Here is a 13,022-nt window from a genome sequence, read left to right on the forward strand (position 1 = left end):
TTTACATAAGACGAAATAAAGCAACCCCCATCCTTTGAGTAGTCTACAAATAAAATGGAGCCTGAGCGAATTGGATTTTATGAATTCGGACTCGTTTTTATTTTCTCACCATGCCTACAGATAATATGTATGGGTTTAACTACTCTTCGATAAATTTAAAAAACCTGCTATTTGTTCATAATCATCGAATACAACAACTGCACCGGCAGCTTTAAGTGCAGACTCTTCTTGTTGATGATAAATGTCTATTCCTACGGCAGTAACTTGGAGACCCTTTGCCATTTCCATATCTGTAAGCGAATCGCCTATCATTAATGTGGTAGCTGCAGTTCCACCGTGTTCTTCAATAATCTCTTCCAACATTTGCGGACAAGGTTTCGCTGGAACCTGTCCCGCAGAGCGGGTTATTTTAAATATTTTATCAAGACCCGTAGTCTGCAAGGCACGTAATAAAGATTGCTGTCCTTTATTCGTTGCAATCGCAAGGGTTATGTTAGCCTCATGCAACTGATAGATCAGTTCACGTACTCCAGGCATCAAACAGACATCCGTTGATCGAGAATGCATGGCTAATTGTACGGCTTGTAATAATTGTTGATGTTGTGTAGTAGTCAAATGGGGATATGTTTTCCGCAAAGCTTGCACTAAACCCAACTCAACATATTTTCTGGCCTGGTACGGATCAAAATTACCAAATCCTAATAAATTCGCTTCTGTAGCAACTATATGTAAAACGATTCCTAAAGTATCCGCAATAGTACCTTCCCAGTCAAATACTACTAAATCATATGGATTGCTCATTGCTCACTACGCTCCTCGCACGTAACTGTTTTAGTGCGGTAGAAAAATGGTTATCTGCATCAGCTTGAAACAAATGCTTTGTACCATTCAATTCAAATTGAATGGATCGCGCATGTAAAAAAAGACGATGATCCAGATTATCTATCCCTTCTATTTCTCCTGCAAGTGATCCATATTTTTTATCGCCAACTATAACATGTCCTAAGTGGGCACTATGCACACGAATTTGGTGTGTGCGCCCGGTTTTTGGAGTGGCCTCAACCCAACAAGCATGTTGATAGTTTTCAAGAAGTTTAAAACCTGTTTCCGAGGCTTTCCCTTCTTGTTTAACCGAAACAATACGTTCACCTGATTTTAAAATATTTTTTTCAAGTGCGGCACGAACAGTCACCTGTTTTTTACCTTCCCAGCGATGGGTCAGTAATGCCCAATAAGTCTTTTGTACTTCACGCGCTTCAAGCAATGCATGCATTGCCCTTAAAGTACTTCTTTTTTTGGCTAATAAAAGACAACCTGACGTCTCCTTATCGAGACGATGAATTAATTCTAAATAAGCTAAATCTTGTCTTGTTTTTCTCAACGCCTCGATCACACCGAGACTTAAACCACTTCCTCCATGAACTGCGATACCTGCCGGCTTATTGATTACTAAGAAACAAGAATCTTCAAAAATAATGCATTCGGTAAGTCGTTTTGCCAAGGCGTCACCTACAAACACCTCTTTCGATTCTGACAAACGAATGGGAGGAATACGTACACTATCACCAGCATATAATCGTGTATTAGCTTGGGCTCTTTTTTTATTAACTCGTACCTCACCACCACGAATAATTCTATAGATATGGCTTTTAGGAACACCTTTCAAAATACGAATCAGGTAATTATCGAGACGTTGTCCTTCTTCTTCATTACTGATTTCTTTATAACTAACTTCACTCATTGTCAATAAACCTGTTTGCTGGGCGTGATTTTTTTGGTATGATCGCCTGTAGCGTGGGAAAATTTCCATGCAACCGAATTATAACGCATTTAAATAAAAAAAGCGTGACTATTTACTTTAAGTATATGCTGAACATTAAGGAAATTGGGTCTTGACCCGCCCTAAATGAGTGATTTACTTGTTAAATTATAGTTACATAAGAAATAGCGCTTCCATTTAAGCAGATATAAGGAAGCAACCCAATGCCAGAGATAAATTGAGCATATTTTTGACAGAAACCTACGCATGCCAGACATGCTTTATACCGATTACGAATTATTTCCGGGCTTTCGCACGCCTTTGGCTTCATATTTCAACCCGTTTGATTTGTAACCAGTATATTTCAGAGCATGCACCTATCTTTAGACCCCTTTCGAAACTCGCTGCAAGGAAATACATGCTCGGGAAAACGAAGCACCGAACCGGAGCGTACTCCTCAGTACATGAAGATTCGAGCCGCGTACCGATGACGCAGTTATCCAGTGCAGTAAAGAGGTCTATTGAACAGGTAACCTGCGTAAAGTCTGTTTATACGGCCATGGGTTCGCTTAAAGATCACATCGCTTATTGTTCAATTCCAGGTGCTACTGACCTATTACCTTCTTGTGGTGAAACTCCCGGGTTTTCAAATATTGCAACAAAGCATACAGATGTGTGCATCGATGCACAGAAAATTCAGGCCTCAACCCAAAGCGTATCAATGTCAGTATATCCAATTGAACCTCTAAGGAATTTTGAGCCTTATACTATCTCGACTTAAATGACGGCGCCCTAATATTGGGGTAATAGATGGAAAAAATGTTAATCAATGCAATTCAAACTGAGGAAGTTCGTGTTGCACTTATCAAAGATCGTTATTTATTTGACCTGGATATTGAATGTCCTGGTGAAGTGAAGAAAAAGGGGAATATTTATAAAGCAACCGTCACCCGACGGGAGCCCAGTCTCGATGCCGTTTTTGTAGAATACGGTTCTAAGCGTCAAGGTTTTTTGCCACTTAAAGAAATTGCACCTGAATATTTAAGCAAAAATCCTGAAGAGTTTGGCGATGAAAAGCCTCCCATTACTTCATTAATTCGTGAAGGTCAGGAATTATTGGTTCAAGTAGACAAAGAAGAGCGTGGTAGCAAAGGTGCAGCACTCACTACCTATATCACTTTGGCAGGCTGCTATTTAGTTCTGATGCCTAACAATCCTCGCTCTGGTGGTATCTCCAGACGTATCGAGGGAGAAGAACGTGATGAATTACGTGAAACACTTAACGCATTGACTCTTCCTGATGATATGGGGCTTATAATCCGTACAGCAGGCGTTGGCAAAAGCCAAGAAGAGTTGCAAGATGACCTGGATATGTTGTGTAATCAATGGCAATCAATCAAACAGGCTTACAACACAGAACTTGCTCCTAGCTTGATCCATCAAGAAGGTGATGTCATCATTCGGTCCATTCGCGACAACTTACGCAAGTCAATCAGCGAAATCATCATTGATGATCAGATTTCTTATATTAAAGCCAAGCAATATATTGAGCGAGTAAAGCCTGAATTCCTGCCCAATTTGAAGCTTTACAACAGCAGTATCCCCTTGTTTAATTTTTATCAAATTGAAAGCCAAATAGAAACGGCATATCAACGCCAAGTTATGTTGCCTTCTGGAGGTGCTTTGGTGATTGACCGAACCGAAGCTCTGGTTTCAATTGATGTAAACTCAGCCAAAGCAACGGGTGGATCAGATATCGAAGCCACCGCCTTCAATACCAATATTGAAGCAGCTGACGAAATTGCCCGTCAATTACGTCTACGTGATTTGGGTGGTCTGGTCGTTATCGATTTTATCGATATGAGTTCCAGTAAAAATCAACGTGATGTTGAGAATCGCTTAAAAGAAGCTTTGCAAGCTGATAGAGCACGGATTCAGGTTGGACGTATTTCTCGTTTTGGACTATTAGAAATGTCTCGTCAACGCCTAAGATTATCCTTAGGCGAAAGCGCTCAAGAAGTTTGCCCACGGTGTGAAGGACGAGGGACTGTTCGTAACATTCAGTCTCACGGGCTCTCGATTACGCGTCTTATCGAAGAAGAAGCATTAAAGGAAAAGACCGCTGAGATACAAGTACAACTTCCTGCAGAAATGGCAACGTTCATCATAAATGAGAAGCGTAATTTCATTAAAGATATTGAAAAGAGACATGGCGTTTCGGTAGTAATTATCGCCAATCCTTATATGCACTTACCCCAGTATACGATTACTCGGCTTAAAGAGGATAATGTGGGTAAATCTAAAAAACCCAGTTATTCTTTAATTCAACAGCCTGAATTACACGTTACCAGCAGTGAGGCAGAAGCTTCTTTACGGGATGAACCCGCTGTCAAACCATTTACAGAACATCAACCCGTAAAAAGTGGCCAAACTAGTTTCATCAAACGTTTATGGTCCAGCTTATTCGGTGGACATACAGACTCTGCGGCTGCAGTGCCACAAAATCAAGCTAAAAAAATCCCAGGCCGTAATCAGCCGCAAGCCAAATCTTCTAGAAGTTCTGGTGATAGAAGATCGCAAAATCGACGACGTCGGCCTAGCGGTAATCAACAACAACAGCAACGTACCAATACAGGTAATACTTCTCCTTCCAACCAAAATCGAAGAAAAACAGGTCAACAAGGTCAACAAGGTCAACAACAAGGAAATATCAAATCCACTGTTGCCAAGGGAGAAAGCAATAAAAAAAGAGAACCAGCAATAAAGGAATAATGTTGAAAATGTACCCTGGGTGAGGCGAATGCCGAAACCTGGGGAACTCTTTTATCAGAAAATCCGATTTCGCTTTGTTTCATCCAGAACTGGATTCAAGAATCCGCAGGTGATTACTCCTCGCATTAAAAAACTTTCATCTCCCCGAAAATAATTCTGAGCAAACGTTCTTGTCTTTTAACCCAACAAGAAGATTTAACCATCTGATAATTAATAAAATATAATGGAAGTGGTGCAAATTTATGTTAGAGTTTCGCACCTTTTTATCATTTATTATAAAATTATGTCTTTCTATAAACTTATTGTAGATCACTTAAATCAATCCGGTTTTTACTACGAAGAACAGCAACTACAACGTACTGATATTATCGAATATATGGTGCTCGAGTCAGCCGGGGCATTGCACCCCCTGCAAGGTAAATCTCTGAAGTGTATCTTCCGTCAAGGCCATACAAGTAATATTTTTTTTCAAGATAATAAACGACGTTCCGCTTTGGAGTTCGGTCTTAATCCCAGTTTAAAAGAATCTTCACTTAGTGAAGATGAAAAAACTCAATTTATTCAAATTGTAAATCGAATTGAACATAAGTTTCCAGAGAGTACTTTTAATAGCGGACATTGTTTTTATAATATTTTTCATACCATCTATTCGGTGATTCTCCCCGACGATAATATTGAATTTTCCATCAAATCCTCCTCTTTATTTGTGGCAGCAGGTAATTTATTAGAGCTTGATTTAGAAGCACTTCTACTCCTTAGAAAAAAACTTGCTCTTTATAAGATTGCTGATAATAATCTCTCAGTTCTAGTCGATCGCTTGGTCGAAAAAGTCAATAATCATTTATCAGAACATTTTGAACAACGTTCAATTCAACAGACATTGCCAAAAGTGGAAGAAAAATTTGCAGCTATGTTGGCTATTGAAAGAGAAGAACATAAATTTAATCAGTTGCTGCAAATGCTCAAGTTTAAATTACATGAGTTGGCAGATAAAGGAACTAAAACTTATGAGCCTCATACTTCCGAGGAACCACCTCTGTTAAATGATAACTTCGACCCCAATTACTCAACCGTAGCTCCTATTGCGCAATTATTAGGCTCAAGCCTGCTCGATGCTGGGACTAGTTTTTTCAATAATCCTCTTTCACAAAAAAGTTTTACAAAGTTCAAACAAACTTGTCACGATTCAATTCAAAGTGCCAAAGAAGAGTTTGGCAAATATCGCGGTTGGGCAAAGTGGTATAATGAACTCAACCCTATATTAAAATCACTTATTATATGTGTCAAAGCAATAGGCGGAATTATTGCAGGCTTAACTATTGCCCCGGGCATTTTGACTGCATTATATTGTGAACAAGGTTATCTAGGCACCTTTTTTAATACTAAAACAGACTCGCTGAGAAAATTAGAATCCTTTGAAAAAGCTCTTGTTTCTAAAGGCGGGATTTTTGATGAATTAAATAAAGAAATCCCCCATGTAGGAATGGCACTAAGTTAAGCTTGCTTTAGGTATCACAATTTAATTTTATCTCTACAATACGCATTACAACGGAATAAGTTATACACTTTTTAAAGGATGATAAAAATATGACTACCCATTAACAAGGAGAGTTTAAATGATACCTGTAAAAGGTTATGCAGCTCAAAAGGCCAAAGCACCACTGACCCCCTATTCATTTAATCGTCGTGAAGTTGGAAAAAATGATGTACTGATTGAAATCCACTATTGTGGTATTTGTCATTCAGATATTCATCAAGTTAAAGATGAATGGGGAGGATCCCTATTTCCAATGGTTCCTGGGCATGAAATTATTGGTATCGTGAGTCAAGTCGGTTCCTCTGTCAGTAAATTTAAAGTTGGCGATCATGTGGGGGTTGGCTGCTTAGTTGATTCTTGCCGACGATGTGAAAGTTGTCATGAAGGGTTAGAACAGTATTGCGAGGGGGGAATAACTTTCACCTATAACAATTATGAGCCGAATAGTAACAACTTAGCTCAAGGAGGCTACTCGACCAAAATTGTTGTGGATGAAAATTACGTTCTAAGAATTCCAGAAAACTTACCTATGGATGCAGCAGCCCCCCTTCTTTGTGCTGGAATAACACTCTATTCCCCTCTGAAACACTGGCATATCGGTCCTGGAAAACGTGTTGCTATTTTAGGATTGGGAGGACTGGGACATATGGGCGTGAAACTGGCTCATGCAATGGGCGCCGAAGTAAGCGTCTTGAGTCACTCTCAGAATAAAGAAGCCGACAGTAAACGTCTGGGTGCTGATCATTTTTTTGCTTCTTCAGACTCGAATACTTTTCCAAAATTAAAAAATTATTTTGATCTCATTATCTGTACGGTTTCTGCAAAAATTAATTGGGAAGATTACATCAAACTACTCAAACGTGATGGCACTATGGTGGTGGTCGGAATTCCTGAAGAGGCTGTACCGCTCAATCCATTTCCCCTGATTGCTCAACGTAGAAGCCTGGCTGGCTCCGTCATTGGAGGCATTGAGGAAACTCAAGAAATGCTGAATTTTTGTGGCCAACACAACATTGTATCGGATATCGAATTAATCCCTATTCAACAAGTTAATGACGCTTATGAACGAGTGGTGAAAAGCGATGTCCGCTATCGCTTTGTGATTGATATTGCCTCGCTATCTTAACTATTCTTGTAATTAAGTTCACCTTCTCCCCTGAGGGAGAGGGTATCGCCCAGATAAAAAAATTTACGGTGCTGAAATGAGGGATGCGGTCCCAAATATGAATAAAATTAAAATAGTCAGAAAAATAATTATACATAAAAAGAAAAGCACTTTAGCGACCTTGGCAGATCTAGAGGCAACACCACGAAAACCAAATAATCCCGCAACCATGGAGATTAGCAAAAATATGAGCGCCCACTTCAACATAGAGATCTCCTTATCAGGATATTATTGTTCTTACCTTTAGATTATAGCCGAAAAAATAAGCACAATAAGACGATAGGACCCTGCACTATAATTACGTTTCAAAGAATCATAAGCCTGTAGCAATAGGGTTGACCCCAATATTGGGATTAATGCCGCAATCATCGAGGATTTTGAGTAAATTATTGCCTTTTTTAGTCAGTCGCTTGATGCAGTACTCTTCAAGATAACTTTTCAAAATATATTCATAATCGGGCAGGGTTAGAATTTTAAGTATTTTTTCCGCCATCTCTAAATGCCGTTCGTTCTCATAATTTAATGCTTGGAATAAAACACCCCCTAACATTGCCGCAATACTGGCTTTACGCACAGGATTGGCCAAATAAAAACGCTGGATGCATTCATCTATAGCCCGATCCTTATCCCATGCGACCCATTCATTGTAAAAGGCCATAGCAGGATCTGAGTTTAAAAACCCGTTTTTCTCCAATTCTTGAATGGCATAAGCAACTGCTACAATGGCTTGTATATTGGCCCAAGAACAATTGCCGCTAATTTGCGAACTAATGGGAATCTTTGCTACCGGTACCAAGCCTAGTTGATGGTTGATCTTCTGATGGAAAAAATTTCTGGCTTGTTTTTTATAAAGAAAATTTTCTAAAAAATGAGCATTTAGTGCTTCTGGGCGAGTAATTTTATAGATATTAACACTTCCTTCCTGGAGACTGTTTTCACCGCGATCAATTTTAGCCCACCATTGACCAAAACGAATAAAGCCCATTGCATGACCTCGACTTGCAGCGGGCAGAATTAACATAGGGACTTTTAATAAATCGTCGAGTCTTTGAATATGTTGTGCACTAAGGAACGGTAAGTGTTGATATTGTAACAGTTCTTCTGCAAGCGTAAACGCGTCCATGATTACATAAGCTAAGGGAAAATACTCACGTAAATGGCGGGTTGAATAACTATTGATAAAGCGTCTTAAAGCATCTCTTATCACGGCAACGGTAAATTCAAGAATGAATCCTTCATAATCAAGTTCAATAAACTCACCTTTAGCATTAACTATATCTACATCACCTTGTAATTCAAAACGATGCCCAACCAATTTGCCATTAATAAAATCAAGGGCAAAATCAAGCTTTGCCCCATATTGATAAAGTAAATGTTTGAGCGTGTCTTGATTACGTAATACCGGATAAACCAATATAGAAAGCCCATTGCGGGTATACGCATTGGGATCTGCGCCATGATCTAAGAGCAAACGTGCCAATGCAACATCATTATTATCTACAGCCCAATGTAAAGGAGTTCGTCCGGTTACATCTCCTTTATTGACATCCACCTTTCGAGCAATTAATTGTTCGGCAATTTCTATTTGACGTGTGATAGCACACTCAATTAAGGGTGTAAAACCATATTCATCAATATCGTCCAGCGATTCACCTGCTCGAAGATAAGCTTCAAAATCAGGCATTCGACGACTGATTATGTCACTTGCAATAGTCATTAATAAGGACCTCTAGGTTTAGGTGTATTGTTAAATTTGGGCATATTACCTAAACGCAGTTGTTTTTCTTGTTCCTGATTGCGTAGCTCATTATCAAACTCACGTCGGGCATCAGTATTCAAAGGTGGCTCAGGGTTTAAAGGAGAGTCCACGCCATCATAACGCTGACTGTCTAACGCGGGATGTTGTAAAATATTATTTTGCAACTCGCCTTCAGGACCTGGCGAAGGTTCATAATCGGAATGCTCGCGGGCTTTCACTAAGGCTATCCGTCGCTCGCCTTGTTGTTCAGCCAGACGCCTCTGTCGTTCCATAGCCTTGGTTTCGGCAACCAAAAAAGAAGTACTCTTCTCGATGCGTGTAGGTACGGGCAAATCCAAGGCTGATCTTAGCAAAACATATACAGCACCAATGCCACCATCTTTCGGAAGAGCGCTGTGAAAAGCAGTAACCTCTTTGATTTGTGGCAGCCAGTGATTAACTAAATTTTTTAATACTGGCGGAGTATTTCTAGAACTTACTGTACCGTGAGTGATAAGTATGCATTGTTTATGCATCTTTATCTGTTTTTGGATAAACTGCAACAAAGCGTTACGGGCTCCCTCTGGTGATAAATCAGAAAGATCCAGTTTTGCTTCCCAGGCTATTTGTCCTGTTTTTAATTCATTAAAACGTTTACCCGAAACACGAGGAGTAGCATAAGATAAAATACTGCTCGCTAGAACAGGTTCTTCAATATCATCAGTTAAATAATATTCATTTAGCATATTTTCAAAAATCCAATCGTATTAATCAAAGTATAACTTAGGTTATAAAAAGTAGGAGGATTTTTTTAACGATCTGTTTGATCGAAATACTATGTTGGCATGATGAAGATCCTTCCCCCCCACCAAGAGGAGAAGGCATCGAAAAACCATTGAAACTATAAATACTCTCGTTGCAAAATTTCAGCAATTTGCACAGCATTAGACGCAGCACCTTTACGAATGTTATCTGCAACAACCCATAAATTTAATCCATTTGGATGAGAAATATCTTCTCGAATTCGACCAACAAATACATCATCCTTGCCAATCGCATTTTTTATTGCAGTCGGATAGCTTGTTTTATTTACATTATCAATCACTTTAACACCGGGAGCTTTAGAAAGAATTTGCCGTGCTTTTTCAGCAGTTAAAGGTTTTTTTAGTTCTAAATGAATGGCCTCCGAATGCCCATAAATAACAGGAACTCTCACTGCGGTTGGATTAACCATCAGACTGTCATCTTCCATAATTTTGCGTGTTTCCCACACCATTTTCATTTCTTCGCGGGTATAACCATTTTCTTCAAACTGATCAATATGAGGAATGGCATTAAAGGCAATCTGCTGCGGATAAACGTTCACCTGCGCAGGTCTGCCATTCAGAAGGTCTCCTACTTGGGAAACCAATTCGCTAATCGCTTTCTTGCCGGTCCCAGAAACGGATTGATAGGTGGCAACATTAATGCGGGTAATTCCTACAGCATCATACAAAGGCTTCAGGGCCACAACCATTTGAATGGTAGAACAATTCGGATTGGCAATAATCCCTCTGTTTTTATATTCAGCAATACGATGTGCATTGACTTCGGGAACTACTAAAGGAATATCATCTTCGTAACGAAAACAAGAGCTATTATCAACAACCACACAGCCACTTGCAGCCGCCTTAGGCGCATATTCTTTAGAAACCGACCCACCTGCCGAAAATAAGGCGATATCCGCTTTGCTAAAATCAAACTCAGCGAGGTCCAAAACATCCAATTGTTTGTTTTTAAATGTTATTGTTTTACCAACGGAACGAGAACTAGCTAAAGGATAGAGCGTCTTTATTGGAAATTTTCGTTCTTCCAATACGGTTAGAAAAGTTTCGCCAACTGCACCTGTGGCCCCAACTATGGCTACATTTAATTCTCTGCTCATTTATGACCTCTTCTATATGCTTATGAGCCCTTACGGGCACTTTCTTTCCCAAGTAAAAAAAGGGGGGTATATCCCCTCTCCATTGAAGGGTGAGAATTCTGGGCATTTTCCAATTATGAATTAGAAATCAATGCCTTATGTCTCAAATAATGATCCATTAAAACTAAAGCCATCATTGCTTCAGCGATAGGCACCGCTCTAATTCCCACGCAAGGGTCATGCCGCCCTTTAGTCACTACGGTTACTTCATCGCCAAAAACATTGAGTGTCTTTCCCGGAGTTGTAATACTTGAAGTAGGCTTTAGCGCAATACTAACTTCTATATTTTGTCCCGTAGAAATCCCTCCTAGAATTCCTCCCGCATGATTGCTAAGAAAACCCTGGTGAGACATTTGATCGCGATGCACAGAACCTAACTGATTCACGGCTGCAAAACCTGCACCCACTTCAACACCTTTAACTGCATTAATAGACATCATAGCATAAGCTAGTGTGGCATCGAGTTTATCGAATACAGGATCTCCAAGTCCTACAGGTACATTTTTAGCAAGTACCTTGACGCGAGCGCCTACTGAATCCCCTTGGCGTCTTAATTGCTCGATCGCATGAGCAAGTTCCTGAATCTGCGTATTATTAGGGCAGAAAAAAGAATTATTATAAATCTCTGATTCATCTGCAAAGTGCAAAACCAGATCACCCATTTGTTGCAAATAACCCACAATTTCCAGGTTTAAATGATGCTGCAAATACAAGCGTGCAATAGCTCCGGCTGCCACACGTGCTGCAGTCTCTCGTGCTGAAGAGCGCCCACCACCACGATAATCCCGATGGCCGTATTTATGATGATAAGTAAAATCTGCATGCCCAGGACGAAATAAATTTTTAATTTCTTCATAATCCCGAGAACGTTGGTCTGTATTGTGAATCAATAAAGCTATAGGAGCGCCTGTAGTTTTACCCTCAAAAACACCAGAAAGGATCTGTACTTTATCCTCTTCTCGGCGTTGTGTTGTAAATTTGGATTGCCCCGGTTTGCGTTTGTCCAGAAAAGGCTGGATGTCTTCTTCTTTTAACAGTAATCCTGGCGGGCAACCATCAACCACACAGCCAATAGCCGGACCATGGCTTTCACCAAAAGTTGTTACTGTAAATAAAGTGCCAAAGGTATTACCGGACATTCAAGTACTCTTTTAGTTGCTGCTTCGTTAACAAAAATATCCCCTGTCCCCCATGACTCATTTCCAGCCAAGTGAAAGGAACCTGAGGATAGGCCTCACATAAAGCTGCTTCACTATTCCCAACCTCAACAATCAGAACACCTTCTTCATTTAAATAATCATAAGCGTTATTAAGAATTGTTTCGACAATGGCCAATCCATTATTACTCGTTTCCAAAGCCAACACAGGCTCATGACGGAATTCGTCAGGTAAGGTTTGCATCTCTTCCTTACCTACATATGGAGGATTACTCACTATTAAATCATAGCCTACCTTGGGCACTTTCGAGAAACAATCTGATTCAATTAAATTAAGTTGCTCTTCCACACCGAGTTGTTCACGATTGATTGCAGCAACAGCCAGTGCTTCACTAGAAATATCCACTGCATCGACCTGAGCTTCCGGAAAAGCATAGCAACAGGCGATCGCAATACATCCGCTGCCAGTACATAAATCTAAAATACGATGTACTTTCTCTGCATTGACCCAAGGAGAAAATTCATTTTTGATCAGTTCAGCTATGGGAGAGCGAGGAATGAGAACCCGTTCATCCACATAAAATGGAATATCACAAAAATAAGCTTCTTTGATTAAATACGGGACGGGTACTCGTTGATTAATCCGTTTTTCCAATTGCTGATGTAAATGTTTTTTCTCACTAGTAGTTAAGCGTGCATTAAGCCAATTTGATTCTAAATCGTAGGGCAAAAATAAACTTCTCAAAATCAAGGAATGCATATCATCCCAAGCATTATCCGTGCCGTGACCATAATACAAATTCGCATTCATTGCGCAGGACACACTAAAACGTAAAAAATCCAAAATGGTGTCTAATTCTTCCGTTTCTTTAAGTATATAATTGCTCATGGGATTACGATTCTCATCCAGAAAAAGTACAAATTGTACCCT

Annotated in this window: 11 protein-coding genes; 3 read left to right on the forward strand and 8 right to left on the reverse strand. The window is 39.8% G+C overall.

Annotation, left to right across the window (positions count from 1 at the left end):
* Positions 1-135: 135 nt before the first annotated feature.
* Positions 136-801 carry an HAD family hydrolase gene (locus ACWTE2_RS28825; RefSeq protein WP_454785439.1) on the reverse strand — a complete coding sequence of 222 codons (666 nt, stop codon included), beginning with the start codon at positions 799-801 and terminating at the stop codon, positions 136-138.
* Positions 785-1,741: an RluA family pseudouridine synthase gene (locus tag ACWTE2_RS28830; protein WP_454785440.1), complete on the reverse strand. Its 957-nt coding sequence runs from the start codon at positions 1,739-1,741 to the stop codon at positions 785-787. The genes ACWTE2_RS28825 and ACWTE2_RS28830 overlap by 17 nt, the downstream gene beginning before the upstream one ends.
* Before the next feature lie 828 nt (positions 1,742-2,569).
* Here ACWTE2_RS28830 and ACWTE2_RS28835 point away from each other — a divergent pair.
* The 3 genes from ACWTE2_RS28835 (at position 2,570) to ACWTE2_RS28845 (ending at position 7,194) form a co-directional block, all read left to right on the forward strand.
* On the forward strand, positions 2,570-4,531 hold the full coding sequence (locus ACWTE2_RS28835; protein ID WP_454785441.1) for an Rne/Rng family ribonuclease: 1,962 nt from the start codon (positions 2,570-2,572) through the stop codon (positions 4,529-4,531).
* Positions 4,532-4,814: 283 nt separating this feature from the next.
* Positions 4,815-6,029 (forward strand): hypothetical protein, encoded by a 1,215-nt coding sequence (locus ACWTE2_RS28840; RefSeq protein ID WP_454785442.1) that lies wholly within the window; start codon positions 4,815-4,817, stop codon positions 6,027-6,029.
* A 118-nt stretch (positions 6,030-6,147) separates the two neighbouring features.
* The gene (locus ACWTE2_RS28845) at positions 6,148-7,194 is read left to right on the forward strand and encodes an NAD(P)-dependent alcohol dehydrogenase (protein ID WP_454785443.1); all 1,047 of its coding nucleotides are present in this window, start codon (positions 6,148-6,150) and stop codon (positions 7,192-7,194) included.
* 63 nt (positions 7,195-7,257) lie between these two features.
* Here the strand turns inward: ACWTE2_RS28845 and ACWTE2_RS28850 are convergent, their stop codons facing one another.
* The 6 genes from ACWTE2_RS28850 to prmB all read right to left on the reverse strand — a co-directional run bounded on the left by ACWTE2_RS28850 (position 7,258) and on the right by prmB (position 12,980).
* Entirely contained in the window at positions 7,258-7,440 is a 183-nt protein-coding gene (locus tag ACWTE2_RS28850; protein WP_182392670.1) for a DUF1328 domain-containing protein, read from the reverse strand.
* 106 nt (positions 7,441-7,546) lie between these two features.
* Entirely contained in the window at positions 7,547-8,950 is a 1,404-nt protein-coding gene (gene ankH / locus ACWTE2_RS28855; RefSeq protein WP_454785444.1) for a Dot/Icm T4SS effector AnkH/LegA3, read from the reverse strand.
* Positions 8,950-9,717 (reverse strand): Smr/MutS family protein, encoded by a 768-nt coding sequence (locus tag ACWTE2_RS28860; protein WP_454785445.1) that lies wholly within the window; start codon positions 9,715-9,717, stop codon positions 8,950-8,952. Before ACWTE2_RS28860 ends, ankH begins: the two co-directional genes overlap by 1 nt.
* Before the next feature lie 155 nt (positions 9,718-9,872).
* On the reverse strand, positions 9,873-10,895 hold the full coding sequence (locus ACWTE2_RS28865; RefSeq protein WP_454785446.1) for an aspartate-semialdehyde dehydrogenase: 1,023 nt from the start codon (positions 10,893-10,895) through the stop codon (positions 9,873-9,875).
* A 113-nt stretch (positions 10,896-11,008) separates the two neighbouring features.
* Positions 11,009-12,073, reverse strand: coding sequence for a chorismate synthase (gene aroC, locus ACWTE2_RS28870; RefSeq protein WP_454785447.1), 1,065 nt, complete (start codon positions 12,071-12,073; stop codon positions 11,009-11,011).
* A complete protein-coding gene (gene prmB, locus ACWTE2_RS28875) occupies positions 12,063-12,980 on the reverse strand; it encodes a 50S ribosomal protein L3 N(5)-glutamine methyltransferase (protein ID WP_454785448.1) in 918 nt (305 codons plus the stop codon). The genes aroC and prmB overlap by 11 nt, the downstream gene beginning before the upstream one ends.
* Between the last annotated feature and the right edge of the window lie 42 nt (positions 12,981-13,022).

This window comes from Legionella nigrisilvae (genome assembly GCF_977063395.2).